The sequence below is a fragment of the Coprococcus ammoniilyticus genome, from assembly GCF_025567345.1.
Lineage (GTDB): Bacteria > Bacillota > Clostridia > Lachnospirales > Lachnospiraceae > Coprococcus > Coprococcus ammoniilyticus.
Genome location: NZ_JAOQJS010000005.1, coordinates 181,667 through 205,575, shown reverse-complemented (window position 1 = coordinate 205,575; position 23,909 = coordinate 181,667). Strand labels below are relative to the sequence as shown.

Genomic DNA, 23,909 nt, shown 5'->3' with positions numbered 1-23,909 from the left:
ATAAGATAGAGTGTTCCATTTCCACAGGGGTGGTGGAACACTTTATTTTATGAAAGAGACGTAAAAACGCAACATTTACTTTGAGACGGAGGTGTCAGGATGGCTGAAGCGACAGTAAGCAAAAAGAAAAAAATAAGACGAAGTGATTATCAATATACTGTTTTCAAGGCCATGAGAAATGGTGACTGGATCACCAGATTATCGTTCCTGATCATGGGATTCGGAAACATTGTCAGAAAACAGTTTGTAAAAGGTTTATCATTTCTGGTACTTGAAAGCATATTTATTTATTTCATGATAAAAAACGGTGCATCCCTTCTGACCGATTTCTTCCATCTGGGAGGAGCAGAACAGGAGAAGGTGTGGAATGATGCAAAAGGCATATTTGAATATACACAGGGTGATAATTCCCTTTTGATGTTATTATATGGAGTAGCCACGGTATTTATCATATTTGCATTTGTATGCCTCTGGGTAGTCAGTGTCGAGAGCGCATATCGTGCACAGTGCCTGCATGATGCAGGGAAGAAAGTTCCGGGATTTACAGATGATATTAAGAGTTTATTTGATAAAAACCTTCATATGTTTCTGCTTCCACTTCCGGTACTCGGGATTGTTGTCTTTACGATCCTGCCGCTCGTATTCATGATCTGTATGGCATTTACAAATTACAGTAAGCTGGATTCCCATACGGTATTGTTTAACTGGGTAGGACTGAAAAACTTTGCCAAGATTTTGAATTTTAATGACGCAGTCGGAAGTACATTCTGGTCCGTTCTCGGATGGACGCTGGTATGGGCGGTTGCTGCGACATTTACCAACTATATCTTCGGTATGATCCTTGCAATGGTCATCAATCGAAAGGGAACAAGATGTAAGAGTGTGTGGAGGTCGATCTTCATGTTATCCGCAGCCGTTCCACAGTTTGTATCCCTGCTTTTGATGCGTACGATCTTCAGTCAGAATGGTATCGTAAATACCTTATTACTGAATCATCATATCATCGACAATGCAATTCCGTTCTGGAGCAATGCAACCATTGCCCGTATCATGGTTATCGTGATCAATATCTGGATCGGTATTCCGTTTACCATTATGCAGGTGACCGGTATCTTACAAAGTATACCGGAAGATATCTATGAGGCCGCAAAAGTGGATGGAGCCGGACCGGTGAAGATCTTCTTTAAGATCACACTTCCATATATGTTATTTGTAACAGCTCCGTATCTGATCACGACTTTTGCAGGTAATATTAATAACTTTAATGTAATCTATCTTCTGTCAAACGGAGCACCGATTCCGGTTGGAAAGACAGCAGGAAAGACCGATCTTCTGGTTACCTGGCTCTACAAGCTGACAGTTGATAATCAGTATTATAATCTGGGTGCGGTTATCGGTATCATGACATTTATCGTTCTTGCGATCGTATCTCTGATCACCTATCATAATACAACATCTTATAAAGACGAGGAGGGATTCCAGTAATGACTAAAACAGGTAAGAAAATAAATGGAAAACAGAAGCTTACACCATCGGATATCGTTGTTCATATTATACTGGTAATTCTTTCTGTGATCTGGGTGATCCCGATTCTGTGGATCGTTCTGATCAGCTTCCGTGGAGAAAAAGGACAGTATGTTTCTACATTGCTGCCAAAGGCGTATACTCTTGGCAATTACACAAAGTTATTTACAGATACCGGTATCCTGAATTTTCCGAAGATGTTCATGAATACTTTGATTATTGCGATTTTCTCCTGTATAATATCTACAGTATTTGTATTGGCGATGTCATACTGTATGTCGAGAATGCGTTTCCGACTGAGACGCCCATTTATGAATGTAGCATTGATCCTTGGTATGTTCCCGGGATTCATGGCTATGATCGCAGTTTATTATATCTTAAAGGCGATCGGACTGTCAGAAGGATCCTTGATCCGTGTTGCACTTATCCTGGTTTATTCCGGTGGTGCAGGCTTACAGTTCTATATTGCAAAAGGCTTCTTTGATACGATTCCGAAGTCAATCGAGGAAGCAGCTTATCTGGACGGAGCAACCAGATGGCAGTCGTTTACTAAGATCATTATTCCGTTAAGCCGTCCGATCATTGTATATACGGTTCTGAATTCCTTTCTTGCTCCTTGGATTGATTTCGTATTTGCAAAGGTTATCTGCCGTGCAAATAAGGATTACTATACCGTATCTATCGGACTTTGGAATATGTTAGAGAAAGAATATGTGTATCCGTGGTTCAATTCCTTTGCAGCCGGTGCGGTGCTGATCTCAGTTCCGATCATCATTCTGTTCATGTTTATGCAGAAGTGTTATCGTGAGAGCTTCTCCGGTGGTGTAAAAGGTTAAGGGATCATATGATTATTTGCTTATAGTTTGGTTGAAACAGAGGAATGTATATGATTACAGGTTCGTATTTAAAAAAGATTATTTCATGTGTGCTGATTATAAATTTATTGATCTTATGTGGATGCGGTGATTCCGGGGCTACCCCCTCCACCCGGGAGAATACAGAGACAAAAGAAGAATATGAAGCTGCGTTATATACAGCCCGCACGACACCTTACGGAAAATATCCGGAACAGCTTACCTACACACTGGGTAAGCTGTCCGGAGCAAATAATTCCAATCTCCCGGATGGCGAGACGTATGAAAATAATGCTTATACAAGGCTGTTGAATGAAAGGCTAAATGTTCAAAATCAGGATGTGTTTGAGGCTATGGATGAGCAATATACCGATAGTGTGACCATGGTGATCGCACAGAATGATCTTCCGGATGTGATGATCGTGGAGGATCTGGATGAGCTTCAGTATCTGGTGGATAATGATATGATCGCAGATCTGACAGACAGCTATAATAACTGTATGAGCGATACGATCAAGAATATATATGGAAGCTATGGTCGGGATATCCTTGATGTTGTAACCTTTGGCGGGAAGATCATGGCGATACCGGAAACGAATATCTCAGACGGACCGAATCTGATCTGGCTTCGTAAGGATTGGATGGATGCACTTGGGCTGTCCGCACCGAGAACACTCTCGGATGTAGAAGAGATCATAAGACAATTTAAAGAAAAAGATCCCGGACATAATGGGGCAGGAAATACCGTAGGGCTTGTATGTGATACCAGTCTCTGCGGCGGTTGTGGTTATAGCAGCGAATACACATTAGATATTATATTTGCTGCATATGGTGCATTTCCGAAACAGTGGATTTATGATGAGGACGGCAATGTTGTCTACGGTTCGGTTCAGCCGGAGGCGAAAGAGGCACTTGCCCATATCCATGAGTTGTATAAAGAGGGAATTCTGGATCAGGATTTTCTGATGCGGACGAGCAGTAACCTGATCGAGCTGATCGTGGATGGTCAATGCGGTTCTTTCTTTGGCCCCTGGTGGGCACCGAATAACCCGCTGATGCAGGCAGTGGAACAGAATAAAGATGCCGAGTGGCAGCCTTATCTGATCGCAACAGAGGAATCCGGACTTACCAGTTATCATACACAGAATCCTTCCGGTAAGTATATTGTAGTGCGTAAGGGTTATGAATATCCGGAGATTGCATGTAAGATTGTTAGTGTATTATTTGACTATTTGCGGTATAATGACAGAGACAATCAGGAGATTGTCGATTATTATAAAGAAAATGTAGACCCTACCGCCAGACCGTTTGCGATCAATGTAGATTACAACAATGCTTTGCAGATCTGCTATGGAGAACTAAATCATGTATTTGCGGGGGACAAATCCGCAGATGATCTGAACGTACTGGAATATTCCTATTATGAGGCATGCGAATCCTATCTGAAGGATGCGGAGAATGCCAGTGCGGAAGATTGGGCGGCGTATACTTCCCGTATCACAGCCTGTAAGATCTTAAACGATGGAAGGACGAACAAAGTAGAGTCGTTATATTTTGGAGAAACGGAAACGATGGTTACAGACTGGTGGAGCCTTGAGAATCTGGAAAGTGACACTTATCTGAAGATTGTAACCGGTGAGAGTTCACTCGATGAATTTGATCGTTTTGTCGAGAACTGGTATCAGAATGGCGGTGAAACGATCACAAAAGAGGTACGGGCTGAGATAGAATAAGAAGTTTCCGATGTTTTTATACGGAGGCATATTAAGATGACAGAAAGAGAAAAAATGATAGCAGGATCCGTTTATGATCCATCTGATGATGAATTAATACGATTAAGACAGAATGCGCATCGGTTGAGTAAAGAGTATAATGACTGCTTTGAGACGGATGAGAAACGCGAGAAGATCCTGGCAGAGCTGATTCCGAATAAGGGTAAGAATGTATATCTTCAGGGACCGGTTCAGTTCGATTACGGCTGCTTTACCGAGATAGGCGAGAACAGTTATGCGAACTTTAATTTTACCTGTCTGGACTGTGCACCTGTTAAGATCGGCTGCAATGTATTTATGGGACCGAATGTTTCTCTGCTGACACCGATGCATCCGTTTCGTTTTCAGGAGCGTAACATTTATAAGAGGGAAGACGGCGTGTATACAGACCGGGAATATGCGAAGCCGATCACGATCGGAGATAACTGTTGGCTGGCAGGAAATGTAACAGTATGTGGCGGTGTAACGATCGGCAGCGGTTCTGTGATCGGAGCCGGTAGCGTGGTTACGAGAGATATCCCATCGGGAGTATTGGCTGCCGGAAATCCATGCAGAGTCATTCGCGAGATCACGGAGGAAGACCGTTTAAAGTAGAATTATATTGTTGAGAAAATGAAATGGGAGTCTGTCAATGAAAAAGTTGACAGGCTCTTTTTGAATCATTAAACTGAAAGAAAAGTAATTTTGCAAAGGAGTATGAAACATGAAAATAGGTATTTTAGGATATGGAAATCTTGGACGGGGTGTTGAGTGTGCGATCAAGCAGAATCCGGATATGGAGCTAGCAGCGGTATTTACCAGACGTGCACCGGAGACAGTATCGATATTAACAGAGGGAGCAACTGTTTGTTCTGTAAATGATGTGGAGCAGTGGAAGGATAAGATCGATGTCATGATCCTCTGCGGCGGCAGTGCTACCGATCTGCCGGAGCAGACACCAAAGTATGCAGAGATGTTCAATGTTATAGACAGCTTCGATACACATGCAAGAATTCCGGAGCATTTTGCAAATGTAGATGCTGCCGCAAAGAAGAATGGTCATGTCGGCATCATCTCAGTAGGCTGGGATCCGGGTATGTTCTCTTTAAACCGTATGTATGCAAATGCGATCTTACCGGAAGGCCGTGATTATACATTCTGGGGAAAAGGTGTCAGCCAGGGACATTCCGATGCGATCCGTCGTGTAGAGGGTGTTAAGGATGGCAAGCAGTATACGATCCCTGTAGAAGCAGCACTGGAAGCAGTCAGAAATGGTGAGAATCCAGAACTTACAACCAGACAAAAGCACACAAGAGAGTGCTTTGTTGTATTAGAGGACGGTGCCGATCCTGTAAAAGTTGAAGAAACGATCAAGAACATGCCAAACTATTTTGCCGATTATGATACGACGGTTCACTTTATCAGTGAAGAAGAATTAAAGGCAAACCACAGTGGAATTCCTCATGGTGGATTTGTGATCCGTTCCGGTAAGACCGGCTGGAATCTGGAAAATAATCATGTGATCGAATACAGCCTGAAGCTGGATTCCAACCCGGAATTCACATCCTGTGTCATCGTGGCTTATGCAAGAGCAGCATACCGTCTGTACAAAGAAGGACAGAGCGGATGTAAGACCGTGTTCGATATAGCACCGGCGTACCTGAGCGCAAAAGACGGAGCAGAACTCCGCAAGAGCTTGTTGTAATTGCATAATTTATTAGATGGTGTATAAGCATGTTGATTTACCAATACAGGGGCATTTGAGTCCGCCGGTACTTGATGGCGCAAAGGCGGCATCTTAGTACCGTTGCAGGACGAAACGAGCGGAAGCGTTCCCTGATTGGTAAAGGCAACATGCTTGACACCATCTTATGAATTGTGCCAGTACTTGTAATAAGGAGGATTTTAAGATGAGCGTTGTTTTGGATGAGATGAAGACGAGAAGAAGCATCCGGAAATTCAAACCGGATATGGTTCCGGCGGATGTTCTGGATCAGATCATTGAAGCAGGAACATTTGCTGCAAACGGCAGAGGCTTGCAGTCTCCGATCATTATTGCGGTAACAAATAAAGAGATGCGGGATAAGATCATGGAGATGAACCGTATGATCGGTGGCTGGGAGGAAGGCTTTGATCCATTTTACGGAGCACCTGTTATATTGATCGTACTGGCAGATGCATCCTGTCCGACTGCTGTCTATGACGGAAGCCTGACGATGGGAAATCTGATGCTTGCCGCACATGATCTTGGAATCGGAAGCTGCTGGATCCACCGTGCAAAAGAAGAATTCGAAAGCGAAGAAGGAAAGCAGATCCTTGAAGGCCTTGGAATTACCGGCGACTATATCGGTGTCGGACATTGCGCACTTGGATTTACGGATGGAGCGTATCCTGATGTTATTCCAAGAAAGGATAACAGAGTATACTATATTCGCTAAGCAGTTATTGACATTCTGAAAAAATATGGTAGAATACCCACGAAAACGAATGGAGTGGATTTTTCCGGATAATAAATAAGTCATCTTTTCGCCACACAGCTATAAGTGAAACCATTTATAACTGTGTGGCGTTTTTATGTAGAGAGGGAGAAATGTATGAACGAAGAATTTATGAAAGAACGACCGGTGCTGCCGCTGCTTTTGTCAATGGCACTTCCGATGATATTATCGATGTTGGTCAATTCTCTGTACAACATTGTGGACAGCTTTTTTGTAGCGAAGATCAGCGAGGATGCGATGACAGCTCTGTCGCTTGTCTTTCCGATCCAGAATTTTGTAAATGCGGTAGCCATCGGTTTTGGCGTGGGAATCAATGCGGTGATCGCGTTCTATCTCGGCGCAAAGGAACCGGACAAGGCAAATGCAGCAGCGTCAAAGGGTACTCTTCTTTCTGTTGTTCATGGTGTGATCATGACAGTAGTCTGTATTCGGATCATGCCGGGATTTCTGCGGATGTTCACATCGAATGAGACAGTTGTTCAGATGGGAATTCAGTATTCGATGATCGTATTTGCATTTTCTGTTATTATTTCCATTGATCTGTCATTTGAGAAGATCTATCAGGCAGTTGGAAGAATGGTTGTTACAATGGTCGGACTTGGCGGTGGATGCCTGATGAACATTGTATTAGATCCCCTATTGATCTTCGGTATCGGACCATTTCCGAAAATGGGAATCCGGGGTGCTGCACTTGCAACCGGACTTGGACAGGTGTTTACCCTGTTGATCTATCTGTTTGTCTATGTGTTCCGTCCAATATCCGTAAAGATCGGCAGACGATATCTGCATACGGAGGATTATCTGACAGGGAAGTTGTATGCGATTGGTATTCCGGCTATTCTTAATATGGCACTTCCGTCCCTGCTTACGACTGCACTGAATGCGATATTAAGCACCTATTCACAGATCTATGTTGTGATCCTTGGAATCTATTATAAATTGCAGACATTTTTATATCTTCCTGCAAACGGCATGATCCAGGGTATGCGTCCGGTAATTAGCTATAATTACGGAGCGGGAGAGCATAAGCGTGTCCGTAGCATTTATAATATTACACTTACGATCATTGGTCTGATCATGGTATTTGGAACAGTGATCTGTCTGATCTTCCCGGCTAAATTGATCGGAATGTTCTCGGATAATCAGGTAACGATCACGGAGGGCGTGACGGCACTTCGGATCATCTGTGCCGGATTTATTGTTTCTTCGGTATCCGTGACTTCATCCGGTGCATTAGAGGGACTTGGCAAGGGTACGCCATCATTGATGATCTCCCTGCTTCGCTATGTGGTTGTCATCATTCCGGCTGCATTTGTACTCAGTCGTATCTTTGGTGTTGTCGGTGTCTGGAATGCGTTCTGGGTAGCAGAACTGATAACAGCAGTTGCCGCACTTTTCATTTACCGACAGGCAGTTAAGAGAAAAAGTTAAGATTTCATAGATTGCACAGTTGCATGAAAAAGAAGATAATAAAAGAAGAAAGAAGGATTTATATGTGGTTTGTATTTGCATTGTTGTCGTCTGTATTTGCGGCATTGACATCAATTCTTGCAAAGGTAGGTATTGACGGAGTAAATTCGAATCTTGCAACAGCGATCCGAACAGCAGTTGTGCTTGTGATGTCATGGGGTATGGTGTTTCTGACACATACACAGTCCGGAATCGGCGCGATCGGGAAGAAAAGCTGGTTGTTCCTGATTTTATCAGGACTTGCAACCGGAGCATCGTGGTTGTGTTATTATAAAGCACTTCAGATGGGAAATGCATCCAAGGTAGTACCAATCGATAAATTAAGTGTCGTTATTACATTGATTCTTGCATTTGTATTCCTGCACGAAGAATTCACGATGAAGTCGATCATTGGCTGTGTACTGATCGGACTGGGAACTTTGATGATGGTGTTATAAATAGATTAAGATAAGAGCGCAGACGGCACAGATAAGGTGTATATTTTAGTAGAAGTCCGGATATGGCAGAAATGCTGTATCCGGATTTTTTTATGGATAAACTTGTTTTCCGTTCGGATATCCATTACAATCAAACTTGGAGAGACGGAGGCAATATACAAAGCTAAAATATGCATGTTATTCTGTTCTATCGGGAAAGGAGATGGGACATGGATAACGAAATTGTATATTCCTCCAAGGCTACTGATCAGAAAGCACAGTATGATGCCAGCGCCAAGCGCCTGCTTGGACAGAAGATCATACTGGCGCATATACTGATCAGGGTAGTCGATGAATTTAAAGGTATGGATGCAGATACGGTCGCTTCTTTGATTGAAGGTGAACCATATATCAGCCAGGTTCCGGTTGAACCGGGACTAACGAACAAAGAAACGGTGGATGCCAGAACCGGTGAACGGATTGTCGGGTTGAATACTGAGAATTCAGAGATTGATGAGGGAAAGATATATTTTGATATTATCTTCTATGTACGGATGCGGGATGGACTGGCGAAAATGATCATCAATCTGGAAGCACAGAAAAATGAACCGACAAAGTATCATATCTTAAATCGGGCAATCTTCTATACGGCAAGGCTGGTGTCATCCCAGAAAGAGCGGGAATTTATCGGTTCTGACTATAACGAGATCAAACAGGTATATTCGATCTGGATCTGTATGAATATGGAGAGGAACAGTCTGAGTCATATCCATATGGTGAAAGATGATCTGGTGGAGGAACAGGACTGGAAAGGCAATCTGGATATTTTAAACATCGTAATGATCGGATTGGCAAAGGAGATTCCGCCTAAGGAAGAACAATATGAACTGCATCGATTACTTGGAACGCTATTGTCGCAGACAATGACGGCAGAACAGAAATTGAAGCTGATGAAACAGGAGTATGACATACCGGTAGACAGACACGGTATCAGAGACGAGGTGAAAGTCATGTGTAATCTGAGTGAAGGCGTAGAAGAGATGGGATATGTAAGGGGCGAAGCCGCGGGCATAGTCAAAGGTGAAATAATAGGCGAAGCCCGAGGAAAATCGGAGATTATCCTGAAAATGCATAAGAAAGGCTATTCCTTAGAGCAGATCATGGATGTAACCGATATGAGCAAAGCGGAAATTAAGGCAATTATAGGATAAAGACATAAGCAGAACAGATAACATGTATATTTTAGTAGAAGTCCGGATATGGCAGAGATGTTGTATCTGGATTTTTTTGTCGAAATTTAAATAATTAAGAAATATTTTGTGAACTATTGACAGTTATTTTTTTTTTTTATAATGTTTATGCTTTTTTAGAGACATCAAACAAAAAGTGTCAGATACAGATAAAATTGTGTTTATTTGTACCTAGCACTGTTTCTAAAAATGGGAAAAAGCAATGTAACTTATAAAAACAAGGAGCGTAAGAGAAAAGGAGAGATGAATGAAAATGATGCAAAAGAAGATAAGAAGCCTGATCTATGCGGGCTTGGGATTGATTTTATGTGTGTTGCTGTGTGGCGGGGGCGGTATGACAGCACAGGCGGAAGAGTCAAAGACATATGGTGATTTTACATATGAAGAAGCTAAGGATGGAATTACTATTACCAAGTATAAAGGTGATAAGAAAAAGGTTGTAATCCCGGATAAGATTAATGGGACAGAGGTAATAAGTATAGGAGATTCTGCATTTTGGAATTGTAGCAGTTTAACCAGCATAACAATACCGGAGGGAGTAACAAGTATAGGAGATTTTGCATTTGATCTTTGCTTAAATCTGACCAGTATAACGTTACCAAATAGCTTAACGTGTATAGGAAGCTATGGATTTGCAACTACTGATCTAACGAGTATCACCATACCTGAAAATGTAAGAAGTATAGGATGCGAGGCTTTTTTTTCATGTGATAAATTAAAAAAAGTAGTATTGCCGGAGGGGATAACAAGAATCTCCAGTAAAACATTTGCTATGTGCAGCAATTTAACCAGCATAACGGTACCGGATAGTGTAACAAGTATCGGTAAGGGAGTTTTTTTTAGCTGTCCGAAATTAAAATCGGTTGTTATACCAGATAGTGTTATTGAAATTGACGTATTTAAAAAGGGTGAGAATGAGAGTGGATATTGGTGGACAGTTTTTAACCAAAATACTACAGTTATTTGCAATAAAAATTCCGCAGCATATAAATATGCAAAGGAGAATAATATACCAGTTAAATTAATGCCAAAGCCTGCTAAGAAAGGTACAATTCTTACAGTTCCTTCTAAGAAGATTAAAGTAAAGGTAACTTCATCTTCAAAGAAGAATCCAACTGTTGCTGTTATGAAGATCACAAACAAGAAAGCGAAAAAACTTACCATACCATCTACTGTAAAGGTGGGTGGTGTTACCTATAAAGTAACAGCGGTTGCGAGCCAAGCATTCAAGGGTAACAAAAATCTGACAAATATCACGATCGGAAGGGGTATAACGAAGATAGGCAATGAAGCATTCGCCGGTTGCAAGAATCTGAAAAAGATCACAGTCACAGCAGGAAATCTTACGACTATCCGTAAGAGTGCGTTCAAGGGCATTAATAAGAAAGCAACCATTACTGTGAAAGGCACAAAGAAAGCAAAGACAGCTTTAAAGAAACAGCTGAAAAAGAAATCCGTCGGATACGTAAAGACGTGGAAGATTAAATAATTAGAAAATAGTTAATGTAAGCAGGACCGGTATTATGCAGAGTGGTATAATACCGGTCCTTTTTGCCAGAAAATCATTGACAAAGAACCTTTTCAGGTCCTATAATTTTGCCTAGCATTTTAGTAGGTTATTTAGGAGAGATAGACATGTTAACACAGTTTTCCCGGACAGAATTATTGCTTGGTAAAGAAGCAATGGACAAATTGGCAAATTCAAAAGTAGCGGTATTCGGCGTTGGAGGCGTTGGCGGATATGTATGTGAAGCATTGGCACGAAGCGGTGTCGGTTCCTTTGATCTGATCGACGATGACAAGGTATGCCTGACAAATCTGAACCGCCAGATTATTGCCACCAGAAAGTCTGTGGGGAAATATAAAACAGATGTTATGAAAGAACGGATTCTAGACATAAATCCGGATGCTAAGGTCGAAATGCACAAATGCTTTTTCCTGCCGGGAAATGCAGATGAATTTCCATTTGACTCCTATGATTATGTTGTAGATGCAGTAGATACGGTTACGGCTAAGATTGAGCTGGTGCTCCAGTCACAGAAAAAAGGAGTGCCGATCATTAGCAGTATGGGCGCAGGAAACAAGCTGGATGGCAGTATGTTTCAGGTAGCAGATATTTATAAGACAAAGGTATGTCCGCTTGCAAAGGTTATGCGTCGGGAACTTAAGAAGCGTGGCGTGAAAAAGTTAAAGGTTGTATATTCGGAAGAACAGCCGGTAAGACCACTTGAGGATATGTCGATCAGCTGCAGAACACAGTGTATCTGCCCTCCGGGAGCACAGCACAAATGTACAGAGCGGAGAGATATTCCGGGCAGTGTGGCGTTTGTACCATCTGTAGCAGGACTGATCATTGCAGGTGAAGTGGTAAAAGATTTGTGCAAAGAAGAAAGGCAGCGTGCATATGAGCATTACAATAGCGGAATTAAAGAATCGAGATAAAGACAGTTATCGGTTGATCGATATCCGGGATGCCATTGAGATTTCTCATGGGGCAGTGCCGGATGCGGTCATGGTTTCGGCAGAAGACATAGAGACAAGCAGCGAGGTGGATAAGGACAAGTTGCTTGTTTTTGTTTTATAGTGATATGAATGAAACACAGATTACAGGAGAAGATGATATGTATAAAATTACAAAAGATAAGCTGACATTTATACTTTTTTTAGTAGGTATGAGTCTGTCCTTGAGTACAATTTTGAATGGATATCAGATTATGAGTAATTGGATTCAAAAATATGAAAGTCAGGATGGTATTTCAAAGTATAACGCTTATATTAATATCTACTCTACCACAGGAGCAACGGAATATAAATTGAATGATATAGAAGAATATCGACAAATACAGGAGATGGCGGTTCGAAGTACAAAAGCAATTCTGGAGCGTATAAGCGATGTTAGTTGTGATGCTGTAATCAGAGGAGATGAGTTTTCGATTGGCAGTTGTGAGGAAGATGCGGATGAAGTGCAGATTGCAGTGGCATATCATGGAAACTGGAACAGATTGCTTGAAAGTGGCAGATATCCAACAATGGAGGAATGGAATTCGGATAACATTTATCTTGTAGTAGGACATGGATGGAAGGATTCAGTAACAGTTTCAAAAGATGGAACGGAATGCTTGTCATTAGATGGAATTGATTGTCAGGTGACTGGGTATCTGGAATCATTTGGAAATGATTCAGATAAAATGATTATTGCGTTTGGCTCGTTAGAAAACTGGACATCGGAATCAGATGTATTTTTGAACCGGATAGCCGATGGAATGACCTATACTTCATCTTCTTATCCGGGAATGACAATCCAGCTTATGGATAAGAGTGTTCCGGTTGCAGAGCAGGCTGATGAATTGATAGAGATATTTGGACAATCAGATAATTATTATGCACAGCTGCTGGATCATTATGAGAGTCAGACAGATGTGTATATCGTTTATAAATTAAAAGCAGCTATTCTGATATTACTGTACATAGTGGGTATTATAAATTGCATAATGATTGCAAGAGTATGGTATGCACGACAGAAAAGAGATTTTGCAATCATGAAAACGGTTGGAATAACAGATAGACGAATCATAGAGTGGCAGTTGGTACGAATCGGGATATTAATGGGAATTTCTATTATTGTTGCAGGATGTTTACAGATTTTCTATTGTCTTGCAATGGAAAAGAAGATGACGTTTGTCTGGAATACATATATTTTGTGGTATTTTATATTTATGATTGGTATTTTGTTGCTGGTATTACTTTTTCCAATCTGCAAGCTGTTAAGACACCTGGTGCCTGCAAAGGAGGTTAGGAATTAAGTATGAGAAAACGAAATATAATACGATTAGCAGCAGATAATGTTATGTCTCATGTTTTGCAACTGGGTGGTAATATTGTGTTGGCAATGGTGTTATTGCTTTTGATTGCTGTGCTGATCAGTGTTTATAGTATGTCAACCAATATCAGACGTTCTTTGCAAGAATCAGGAATCAGGAATATAGATACCTTGTGTGAAATCCGTTTTTTGGATGAACTGGATAGTGAATTACAGTCTGACCCGGCAATGGATATAATAAAATCAGTGGATGGAGTGGAAGCTGTAACCTGTGCGTGGCAAACAGGATATATAAATACCGATCCGGCATTGGAGAAATTGAAAAATATTCAGATAGGCCATAGTTTTCAGGCAATCGATGATGAAGATGGAAAAGATGGCTTATATTATATTGAAATAGATGCAACCATTCAGAATATATGGAAGATGAAATTAGACGAAGGAATCCTAATCGAAGAATTAAAACCGATGGAAGATGGCATGTATTTATATCTGGGATCTGCATATAAGGACAAGATAGAAGTTGGAACAAAATATATTGGCGAAGTGGGAGATCAGTCATATACATATGTAGTTGCCGGGATATTAGAAAAGGGACAAAGTTTTCCGGTTTCACAAATGGAAATGCTGGATTTTTCAGATGTTACAGGAACAATTCCGTTGGATTATGAAGTGTTAGCCTGCCCGGGAGAGATATTTTGTAATCATTCGGATTTCTATTTTTCTATAAAACAAGGACACTCTTATGTAAAGATAAAGAGAAGTCTTATGCAAAAGCTGGCAAAGGCTGGATATAAAGATATAAAAGTGATTGATATTGGTAAAGCAATAGAAAATGGAGAAGAAATGAGTCGGAAGATTAATTATAATATTATTCAGATGTTAATTCTGGTGGGACTCACATTTTGTATTGTACTTTTATGTATACAGATACTTGATTTTTTGCGGAGACGAAGAGAGTATGGAATTATGCTGACGGCGGGATTTTCAATGAAAAATATAACCTGGATGATCCTATGGGAGAATATTCTTAAGTTTCTTCTAGCCTATGGCTGTTCATTATTTCTTGTATGGTGGTTGTTTATTCATATAATAGAGCCTGATCAGTTAATGGTATTTTCTTACAGAAGTATATACTGGAAGCGAGTGGTTCCTATCCTTGGAGAGATAAGCATACTATTTGTTGCATTATCAACAATTTGCCCGGTATTTATGATTTATAAGTGTTCACCGATTGATTTGTTAGGAAAAGAAGGAGAATAGTGATGATAAAACTTCGAAATGTTACAAAAATATATGAGCATCGGGAGCTTCCGGCGCTTAAGGATGTATCACTGGATGTCCAGGATGGGGAATACATATCGATCATGGGACAATCCGGATCAGGGAAAAGTACATTATTAAATATTATTGGGACTATGGATTATCTGACAAGCGGTGAATACTATTATAATGATATTGCTGTTCATGAGATGAAGGGAGATAAGCTTCACGAATTTCGTCGTAAACATGTGGGATTTGTATTTCAGAATTATGCCTTAATGAAATCTTATACGGTATTTGAAAATGTAGAACTGCCATTACTGGCAGGCAGATATTCCGGTAGGGAAAGAAAAAAACTGGTGAATGAAATGTTAGAATTTACAGGAATCAGGGATTTAGCAGACAAAAAGGTAACCAGGATTTCAGGTGGGGAACAGCAGCGTTGTGCGATTGCAAGATTGATGGTGGCAGGGGGAGATTTGATCCTTGCAGATGAACCGACAGGCGCATTAGATCATGAAATGGGAATCGCGATTATGGAGTTGTTAGAAATGTTGAATAAACGAGGAAAGACATTGATTGTGATAACACATGATCAAGAGATAGGAAGTCGGGCGGATCGTATGATACGTCTTGCAGATGGACAAATATTGGAGGAAGCAAAGTGAGAAAAAATTTTGGGAAAGTCACGCTCATGATATCTATATTATTGTGCTTTGGGGGATTAACTGCTTGTGAAAGTGCAAAAGAGAAGAATATATCATATGTAGGGGATACGGCAAATAGTCTGCATATTCCGGATAGTTATATGGAAGAATGGAAAGTAAATAAGAATACAGTTAAGCTTGCGGTAGAGGGCGTTGAATATATACCAGATTCTGATTTTAGAATATATGAATATAAGCAGATTCCGAATGCTGCAAAACAAAAACAGGAGATTGTTGAAGCTGTGTTTGAGGAAGAGAAAGGAATTTTTGAGAACCGTTTGGAAAATGATTATAAGAATCTGTGCAGAGAGGATCTGGAAACCATACATATATATCAGGAGAAAATTCGAGAATATTATTTGGATCAGGGACAAACATCACAGGCAGTTTCCTGCGATCAAGAAATAGAAAATATTATTGCCTGTGAGGCAGGTGCATCAGATAAACGAGCATTGATACAGAATTATGAGGGACAGAAATATGTTGGATATATCGGAGATAATTTATTCCTTTTGACATTTAAAGAAGAAAATGATTGTATTACAGGAATTACACTGGAGAATTATCTGGGAACTGCGGGTTTATATACATATTACGGAATGAAGACGGATGATACGATCACATTGGAAAATCATCTGGGAGATGTAACAGAATGTATTGTTGACTTAGAGAATACAGTGGAAAACAGATGTGCAAAAGATATGGATTGTGCGCGTGATGAAGCCTTGTTGTTTTTGGAAGCATGTGGAATTACGGATGTAGAGATTTTAGAAGAAGGACCGCTTGGTTATAGTACGTTTGAAAGTGCAAGACCAATTGATTTTAATGGCTATTGTTTTCAGTTTACCAGAGCTGCAGGCAATAGAGGGGCATATATAGCTGAAACGGAGTTGTTTGCGCCATATCCGTTCTGCACATCTGAATTATTTACTGTTTGTGTTGACGATAATGGTGTGATGAATGCGGAACTTTATATTGCAGGGGTGCAGGCAGGAGAAAAAGCAGTAACATTAATGGATTTTGAAGATATAGAACCGAAATTCGCAGAACAATATGAGGCATTTTATGCAGCATATCCAGGAATTGATAAACCAGCGGCATTTAATTTTATGGAGCTTGATTATATGCTTGTGGAGGGGGAAAAATTAGGGACGTTTGAGTACAAACCTGTTTGGCTCGTGGCGTATTATGAGGATTTGGATACCTGTTATACATATGATTATTTTTATCTTCCTGATTCGCTGCTGGTAATTGACGCTGAAACAGGAGAATATATTGACTATCTAAAACAGAGCTGTTTTCGTTTATATTCTTCAAGAGTAGCTGTTTTCCATAATTGCATTGACAAAGTAACTTTTTAGGTCATATAATTGCTTGGTATTTTAGTGTAGGTTAAATATATATGAAAGATTATTGGTGCACTAGGAAGAAAGGCAGCGTGCATATGAGCATTACAATAGCGGAATTAAAGAATCGAGATAAAGACAGTTATCGGTTGATCGATATCCGGGATGCCATTGAGATTTCTCATGGGGCAGTGCCGGATGCGATTGCGGTTCCTGCGGAAGAAATAGAGACAAGCAGCGAGGTGGATAAGGACAAGCTGCTTGTTATTTTCTGTGCGAGAGGCGTAGTTAGCATCGATGTAGCGGAGCATTTGAAAGAAAAAGGATATCAGGCGGAGAGTCTGGAAGGCGGTTATGCTGCATGGCTGTTGGATGTTATGAGCAAACCGGAGGAGCAGAATAAAGCAAAGGATGTAGAACTGAGTCTGAGGAAGAAATTCAAGAAAAGCATTTGGTCAAAGTTCACCAAGGCGATCAACACATATGAGCTGGTGAAGCCGGGAGATAAGATCGCGGTCTGCATTTCCGGTGGTAAGGATTCTATGCTGATGGCGAAATGTTTTCAGGAATTGAAGCTGCATAACAAATTTGAATTTGAAGTTAAGTTTCTGGTTATGGATCCCGGTTACAGTGAGGCGAACCGGAAGGTTATAGAAGAAAATGCAAAAAGTCTGAATATCCCGATTACGATATTTGAATCGGATATATTTGAATCTGTGTTTACGGTTGAGAAGTCGCCATGTTATCTGTGTGCACGAATGAGACGAGGACATCTGTATCATTTTGCACAGGAGCTTGGCTGTAATAAGATTGCACTTGGTCATCACTATGATGATGTAATTGAAACCATATTGATGGGTATGCTGTATGGTGCACAGGTACAGACGATGATGCCGAAGCTTCACAGCACGAATTTTGAAGGGATGGAACTGATCCGACCGTTATATCTGGTGCGTGAGGATGATATCAAGGCATGGAGGGACTATAATGGTCTGCATTTTATCCAGTGTGCATGCAAATTCACGGATACCTGTACGACTTGTAATAACGAGAATCGTTCGAAGCGTGTTGAGATCAAGGAGCTGATACAGACCTTGAAGCAGGTAAATCCTTATGTGGAAGGTAATATTTTCAAGAGTGTGGAAAATGTAAATCTGGACACGGTTGTTGCATGGAAGCAGCATGGAGAGAAGCATCATTTTCTGGATGCATATGACAGGGAAAATATCTGTACAGAAAATGAAGCAAAGGAATAATGTAACTATTTGACAATAAACAAGATAGGAAGAGGGAATACAAATGAAAAGCAGACAAATCAGAAATTCATTCCTGTTAGTTCTTACGGCATTTATCTGGGGGACCGCCTTTGTGGCACAGAGTAAAGGCGGACAGGCACTGGGACCGTTTTCTTTTAATTGTATACGAAGTCTGGTTGGAAGTGTAGTGTTGTTTCCGGTGATCAGGTTGCTTGATAAAATTAATCCAAATAATAAAAAGCCAAAGACAGTCGCAGAACGGAGAAAGTTATGGATCGGTGGACTGTGCTGCGGAATGGCATTGTTCTTTGCAAGCTCTGCACAGCAGCTTGGTCTGTATTATGGCACTCCGGCAGGCAAGGCCGGTTTTCTGACGGCTTGCTATATTCTGCTGGTTCCGATCCTTGGTTTGTTTTTAAAGAAAAAATGTGGTTGGAATATCTGGCTTGGAATGGTGATCACGATTGTAGGACTTTATCTTTTATGTATGACAGCGGGTTCGCTATCATTTCAGAACAGTGATCTCTTTGTATTGCTCTGTGCATTTTTGTTTGCTATACATATTCTGGTGATCGATCATTTTTCACCATTGGTTGATGGTGTACGGATGTCCTGTATCCAGTTCCTGGTTGCTGGGGTACTCAGTGCGTTCCCGATGTTCTTTTCAGAGATGGGACATTCGGCAGCAGGAATAGCAGCATGGCTTCCACAGTTACAGTCATGGGATGCATGGGTTGCAATTCTGTATGCCGGTGTGATGTCGAGCGGTGTTGCTTATACCTTGCAGATTATTGCACAGAATGGACTGAATCCGACGCTGGCATCTATGATCATGAGTCTGGAATCTGTATTTTCAGTACTTGCCGGCTGGGTGATCCTTGGTGAGGTGTTGACCGCCCGCCAGCTCCTTGGCTGCCTGTTGATCTTTATTGCGATTATCTTCGCACAGATTCCTGTGGGGGCGAAGAAAGAAGCATAAAACAATTTTAGTAGCATTAAAAATATGCGCGCCAACTTATCACTATATTTTATGGAGCAGACCTATTTGAACGTCGGTCCTTAACGAGTCACCAATAGGTGACGAGTTTAGTACCGCCACGTGAAAATAGAACGAGAGTGTTCTGCGCAATAAAGATATAGTGATAAGCCAGCGCACATATTTTTTAGATAAAATCAATATATTATTTCTTCTTCTTTTCTTTCAGAATCTTCTTAATGGAATATTTCTCTAACGAATCCTCAAATATCTCACGGAGCGGTCGTGCATTTTTCATAGCAAGGAAGAAATGAGATTTTTCCTTGCGGAGCTCGGCTTCTTCCAGCAGATGCTGTTTGAGTTCATCGATTTTAACGACGATCTCGTATTCAGTAGCCAACTGACGGATCTTTACGATCAGGTTGAAGGAGTAAACGATATCAATCAGGAACACGCCGTAGAAGAATCCGATAAAGAATGAAAATGCAAGATTTCTGGATAACCAGTCAAGTGCTGATAAAACATGTGGATGGATCAGCAGGTAGTAGATCGCGCCGAGAACTGCCCAGAAGAATGAAAACAGTGGACAGATGATTCCCTGAATATTGCCCCATCGGTCTGTGTAGTCCCAGAGTTTTACATTCATTCCCTTAATGAAGATCAATCCGGTGATGTATTCGATCACGGTCATAGCGATCGCCATAAATACAAATAAAACAATCTTCTCAATGATTGGATGTTCATCCAGAAATGACAGGTTAATAGATGCTAACATATACAAGACGCATAGTCCTGATCCATATAGCGGAAGGTAAGGACCGACCAGAAAGCCGGGATTTACCCATTTCTTTGTTGTTCGACCATTTGGAGAACAGAATCTGCGGAAGAACAATTCAATCACCCATCCGATCAGACTTCCGATAAAAAATAAAAACAATAATACAAGAGCTTTATTCATAATATTTCAACCTTTCTGATTTATATTTTTCCATAGAATTATGACTCTTTTTTTCATTGATACAAATTGTGACATATCGCGGTCATAAAGTCAATAAATTAAATGCTTTCTCAAGTTGTTTGTATTGAAAAAGTATGGCAAAATGTGGTACTCTCAGATCAGGTATATGAGGCATTGCAGATAGTGAGAAAGCTTATATCTGCATTTTAGAAAATGGGGGATAGGGAGATATGTATAAGGTCAGAGAAAATGCGGATCGGGAGAAATGTATCCTGTTGATTCCAGCAATGTTAGATGCACATTTTCCATTGTTAAAATATGCGTTTTATTCAAAAAATTATCATCCGGTGATTTTAAAAAATGAAAAAGATATAACGGATATTGGATTAAAATATGTCAATAACGATATGTGTTATCCGATCATCTTAAATGCAGGACAGATGATAGCAGCTCTTCAATCAGGGAAATATGATCTGAACCGTACAAAATTATTAATGCCGACTGCCGGAGATGCATGTCGTGGTTCAAATTATCTGCATGTGTTAAAGGCGGCTGTTCGGAAAGCAGGATTTCCGCAGGCTCAGGTATTGTCGTTAAACATTCAGGGATTGGAGAAGGGGGAGCAGATGAAGCTGGAACCTGATATGGTCTGGCGTGCGTTATTTGGATTGTTTTATGGTGATATTCTGATGCTTTTACTAAATCAGGTCAGACCAAATGAAGTGCATAAAGGTGAGGCACAAAAGAAATGGAAGAAATGGGTCAGGATTCTTGCATGCGATCTTCGGGAAGGAAAACATCTGACAATTTCAAGAATGAAACAGAATTTTATAAGGATTGCGGCGGATTTTTCAAAAATTGAACTGGTGAAGCCAAGAAAGCAACGAATAGGGATCGTCGGAGAGATTTATATAAAGTATTGTCATTTGGGAAACTGGGATATGATCCGTTTTCTCGAAAAGAATAATTGCGAATCCCATACAAATGGATTATCCTGGTACGCGATGTATTATATAGATTCGCATTTATCGGATGTAAGCAAAATAGAACAGGTGGCTTATCGTATTGGGTTAAAACTGTTCGGAAGTCTTCAGAGATCCATGATTGCAGCAATGCGGCAGTATGGATTTTATTCGATGGAAGAATTTCAAATAATGAAAAAAGAGGCTGATGGTTATGTAAACTGGACATATAGAACCGGTGATGGCTGGCTGATCGGTGCAGAGATGGTAGGACATATTCTGCATGACTGCAAAAAGGTATTGGCAGTTCAACCGTTTGGATGTATGCCAAATCATATCTGTGGGAGGGGATTGTATCCTTCCATTCAGCAAAAGCTTCCGGAAGGGCGTATTGTGAGTGCTGATGTAGATTCCGGTTCTTCAAAGTTGAATGTTTATAACCGTGTCAGAATGTTGGTGGATATGCATATTTAACAGAATAGATGGTAATCTTTCTCAATATGCGGTATACTTACTGTGCATTCTTTAACAAAAAATGAAAACATAACAGACAAAGGAGAAAATTGTCATGAATATAAAAGAGATGCAGGATGAAATAATGAGAATAAAGAAGGAAAAGGATATTTGTATCCTTGCACATGCCTACCAGAGCCACGATATCTGGGAAGTGGCTGACTATGTAGGAGATTCCTTCGGTCTTGCACAGAGAGCAGCAGAAGCACCTCAAAAGACTATGATCATGTGTGGCGTGCGTTTTATGGCAGAGACTGTAAAACTGTTATCACCGGAAAAGACCGTATATCTGCCGGAGCCGGATGCCGGATGCCCGATGGCAGACCAGATCGACTATGATCTGCTGGCAGCACTTCGAGAGAAGAATCCGGGTTATACAGTTGTAGCATATGTGAATACTACAACGGAAGTAAAGACATTAAGTGATGTCTGTGTTACTTCTTCTTCCGCAGTAAAGATCGTGAAGAATATGCCGGAAAAGGATATTTTATTTATTCCTGACTGTAATCTCGGTTCATGGGTAAAGAAGCAGGTACCGGAAAAGAATATTAAGCTGGTATCGGGCGGCTGTCCGACACATGTCAGAGTAACCGTAAAAGATGTAGAGAAAGCAAAAACAGCTCATCCAAATGCATTACTTCTGGTACATCCGGAATGTTTAAAGGAAGTAACGGAGCTTGCAGACTATGCCGGAAGTACAACCGGAATTATGGATTATGCAGCAAAGAGTGATGCAAAAGAATTCATTATCGGTACGGAGAATAGTATCGTGTCACACCTTCAGCTTGCACACCCGGAGAAGCGTTTCTATGCATTGTCTAAGGATTGTGTATGCCACAACATGAAGATGACGACACTTGGTGATGTCTATAACTGCGTGGTAAATGGTGAGGGCGAGAGCATTACCCTTACAGAGGAGACAATGCAGAAAGCCAGAAAGAGCATCGATGCGATGCTGCGCCTTGGCTAGAAGCCGGACGATCACTGTATTTCATATAAACAGAAATAGCAGGAAAAATGCGAAACTTACTTTGCTTCGATTGGTTTTTATATGCACGGGATTTCGGACACGATAAAATCGTTGTGTCCTCCATCCCGGCACAAAATCATCGAAACGCAGGCGTTTTCGCAACATTTTCCTGCTATTTTGTTTATTATACAATACGGTGATCTGTCCGAGAGGTCAGTTTACATAATCTGATATCTGGTATTTGCATATGTGACATATTGATATGGTCAGTTTGGATATAAGAAAAAGTTTGAAATTGAATATTTCAACATGGTCAGATAATTTTATAATAAATCCTAGCAGGTTTGTAGTGAATCTGTTCGTGATTTTGAGTAGTGATATTCAAGGATGAATATGTTACAGATAAATACACACATCAAATGAAAAAAGGAGTTACGATTATGGCAAACAGACAGTATGAATTAAACAAAGAATTGGCACAGATGTTAAAGGGTGGCGTTATCATGGATGTAACAACACCGGAGCAGGCAAAGATCGCAGAGGCAGCAGGTGCTTGTGCAGTTATGGCACTGGAGCGTATTCCTGCTGACATCAGAGCAGCAGGTGGTGTATCAAGAATGAGTGATCCTAAGATGATCAAAGGTATTCAGGATGCAGTATCTATCCCTGTTATGGCAAAGTGCCGTATCGGACATTTTGTAGAAGCTCAGCTTCTTGAAGCAATCGAGATCGATTACATTGATGAGAGTGAAGTTCTTTCACCTGCTGATGATGTATATCACATCGACAAGACAAAGTTCAAAGTACCATTTGTATGTGGTGCTAAGGATCTCGGCGAGGCACTTCGTAGAATCAATGAAGGTGCATCCATGATCCGTACAAAGGGTGAACCCGGTACAGGTGATGTTGTTCAGGCTGTAAGACATATGAGAATGATGAACAGCGAGATCGCACGTATTTCTTCTATGCGTGAAGATGAATTATATGATGCAGCAAAGGTTCTTCAGGTTCCATATGACCTTGTATTATATGTACATGAGCACAAGCGCCTTCCGGTTGTAAACTTCGCAGCAGGCGGTGTTGCTACACCGGCAGACGCAGCTCTTATGATGCAGCTTGGTGCTGAAGGCGTATTCGTTGGATCCGGTATCTTCAAGTCAGGAAATCCGGAGAAGCGTGCAAATGCCATCGTTAAGGCTGTTACAAACTTCACAGATGCAAAACTGATCGCTGAATTATCAGAGGATCTTGGTGAAGCTATGGTTGGTATCAATGAGAGCGAGATCGAACTCCTTATGGCTGAGCGTGGTAAGTAAAATATCAGACAGACAAATAGATGCGGATATCGTAATGATGGATGATCGACATAAGCGAA

At 40.9% G+C, this 23,909-nt stretch carries 22 protein-coding genes; 21 read left to right on the top strand and 1 reads right to left on the bottom strand.

Annotated features, from left to right (window positions below; translation table 11 throughout):
- Positions 1-99 precede the first annotated feature (99 nt).
- From OCV60_RS09300 to OCV60_RS09215, 18 genes are all read left to right on the top strand, one after another.
- Positions 100-1,485: a carbohydrate ABC transporter permease gene (locus tag OCV60_RS09300; RefSeq protein WP_021943343.1), complete on the top strand. Its 1,386-nt coding sequence runs from the start codon at positions 100-102 to the stop codon at positions 1,483-1,485.
- The gene (locus OCV60_RS09295; protein ID WP_021943344.1) at positions 1,485-2,360 is read left to right on the top strand and encodes a sugar ABC transporter permease; all 876 of its coding nucleotides are present in this window, start codon (positions 1,485-1,487) and stop codon (positions 2,358-2,360) included. Before OCV60_RS09300 ends, OCV60_RS09295 begins: the two co-directional genes overlap by 1 nt.
- 50 nt (positions 2,361-2,410) lie before the next feature.
- On the top strand, positions 2,411-4,111 hold the full coding sequence (locus OCV60_RS09290) for a type 2 periplasmic-binding domain-containing protein (protein WP_243863388.1): 1,701 nt from the start codon (positions 2,411-2,413) through the stop codon (positions 4,109-4,111).
- 36 nt (positions 4,112-4,147) lie between these two features.
- Positions 4,148-4,744: a sugar O-acetyltransferase gene (locus tag OCV60_RS09285; protein WP_008399796.1), complete on the top strand. Its 597-nt coding sequence runs from the start codon at positions 4,148-4,150 to the stop codon at positions 4,742-4,744.
- Between the two features lie 109 nt (positions 4,745-4,853).
- Positions 4,854-5,834 carry a diaminopimelate dehydrogenase gene (locus OCV60_RS09280; RefSeq protein WP_173788895.1) on the top strand — a complete coding sequence of 327 codons (981 nt, stop codon included), beginning with the start codon at positions 4,854-4,856 and terminating at the stop codon, positions 5,832-5,834.
- A 205-nt stretch (positions 5,835-6,039) separates the two neighbouring features.
- A complete protein-coding gene (locus tag OCV60_RS09275; RefSeq protein WP_021943348.1) occupies positions 6,040-6,567 on the top strand; it encodes a nitroreductase in 528 nt (175 codons plus the stop codon).
- A gap of 156 nt (positions 6,568-6,723) precedes the next feature.
- The gene (locus tag OCV60_RS09270) at positions 6,724-8,058 is read left to right on the top strand and encodes an MATE family efflux transporter (protein ID WP_262530064.1); all 1,335 of its coding nucleotides are present in this window, start codon (positions 6,724-6,726) and stop codon (positions 8,056-8,058) included.
- A gap of 62 nt (positions 8,059-8,120) precedes the next feature.
- On the top strand, positions 8,121-8,534 hold the full coding sequence (locus OCV60_RS09265; RefSeq protein ID WP_262530063.1) for an EamA family transporter: 414 nt from the start codon (positions 8,121-8,123) through the stop codon (positions 8,532-8,534).
- A gap of 209 nt (positions 8,535-8,743) precedes the next feature.
- Positions 8,744-9,724, top strand: coding sequence for an Rpn family recombination-promoting nuclease/putative transposase (locus OCV60_RS09260; protein ID WP_262530062.1), 981 nt, complete (start codon positions 8,744-8,746; stop codon positions 9,722-9,724).
- Positions 9,725-10,010: 286 nt separating this feature from the next.
- The gene (locus tag OCV60_RS09255; protein ID WP_021945011.1) at positions 10,011-11,252 is read left to right on the top strand and encodes a leucine-rich repeat domain-containing protein; all 1,242 of its coding nucleotides are present in this window, start codon (positions 10,011-10,013) and stop codon (positions 11,250-11,252) included.
- Between the two features lie 146 nt (positions 11,253-11,398).
- A complete protein-coding gene (locus tag OCV60_RS09250) occupies positions 11,399-12,205 on the top strand; it encodes a tRNA threonylcarbamoyladenosine dehydratase (protein WP_021945010.1) in 807 nt (268 codons plus the stop codon).
- On the top strand, positions 12,168-12,347 hold the full coding sequence (locus tag OCV60_RS09245) for a prevent-host-death family protein (protein ID WP_021945009.1): 180 nt from the start codon (positions 12,168-12,170) through the stop codon (positions 12,345-12,347). The genes OCV60_RS09250 and OCV60_RS09245 overlap by 38 nt, the downstream gene beginning before the upstream one ends.
- Positions 12,348-12,384: 37 nt before the next feature.
- Positions 12,385-13,566 carry an FtsX-like permease family protein gene (locus OCV60_RS09240; RefSeq protein ID WP_147353881.1) on the top strand — a complete coding sequence of 394 codons (1,182 nt, stop codon included), beginning with the start codon at positions 12,385-12,387 and terminating at the stop codon, positions 13,564-13,566.
- Between the two features lie 2 nt (positions 13,567-13,568).
- Complete coding sequence (locus tag OCV60_RS09235; protein WP_262530061.1) at positions 13,569-14,846, top strand: ABC transporter permease; 1,278 nt, start codon at positions 13,569-13,571, stop codon at positions 14,844-14,846.
- 2 nt (positions 14,847-14,848) lie between these two features.
- Positions 14,849-15,514 (top strand): ABC transporter ATP-binding protein, encoded by a 666-nt coding sequence (locus OCV60_RS09230; protein WP_182428073.1) that lies wholly within the window; start codon positions 14,849-14,851, stop codon positions 15,512-15,514.
- Positions 15,511-16,914 (top strand): hypothetical protein, encoded by a 1,404-nt coding sequence (locus tag OCV60_RS09225; protein ID WP_118674738.1) that lies wholly within the window; start codon positions 15,511-15,513, stop codon positions 16,912-16,914. Before OCV60_RS09230 ends, OCV60_RS09225 begins: the two co-directional genes overlap by 4 nt.
- Positions 16,915-16,997: 83 nt before the next feature.
- A complete protein-coding gene (locus OCV60_RS09220; protein WP_118616369.1) occupies positions 16,998-18,155 on the top strand; it encodes a PP-loop family protein in 1,158 nt (385 codons plus the stop codon).
- 43 nt (positions 18,156-18,198) lie between these two features.
- On the top strand, positions 18,199-19,134 hold the full coding sequence (locus OCV60_RS09215; protein ID WP_262530060.1) for a DMT family transporter: 936 nt from the start codon (positions 18,199-18,201) through the stop codon (positions 19,132-19,134).
- A 202-nt stretch (positions 19,135-19,336) separates the two neighbouring features.
- Here OCV60_RS09215 and OCV60_RS09210 read toward each other — a convergent pair whose 3' ends face one another.
- Positions 19,337-20,089, bottom strand: a complete 753-nt coding sequence (locus OCV60_RS09210; RefSeq protein WP_021945002.1) for a putative ABC transporter permease — start codon at positions 20,087-20,089, stop codon at positions 19,337-19,339.
- A gap of 230 nt (positions 20,090-20,319) precedes the next feature.
- Between OCV60_RS09210 and OCV60_RS09205 the strand changes: the two genes are divergently transcribed.
- From OCV60_RS09205 to pdxS, 3 genes are all read left to right on the top strand, one after another.
- Entirely contained in the window at positions 20,320-21,525 is a 1,206-nt protein-coding gene (locus OCV60_RS09205; RefSeq protein ID WP_262530059.1) for a 2-hydroxyacyl-CoA dehydratase, read from the top strand.
- 94 nt (positions 21,526-21,619) lie between these two features.
- Positions 21,620-22,534, top strand: a complete 915-nt coding sequence (nadA, locus tag OCV60_RS09200; RefSeq protein ID WP_021945000.1) for a quinolinate synthase NadA — start codon at positions 21,620-21,622, stop codon at positions 22,532-22,534.
- A gap of 440 nt (positions 22,535-22,974) precedes the next feature.
- Positions 22,975-23,850, top strand: coding sequence for a pyridoxal 5'-phosphate synthase lyase subunit PdxS (pdxS, locus tag OCV60_RS09195; RefSeq protein WP_021944999.1), 876 nt, complete (start codon positions 22,975-22,977; stop codon positions 23,848-23,850).
- Positions 23,851-23,909 lie beyond the last annotated feature (59 nt).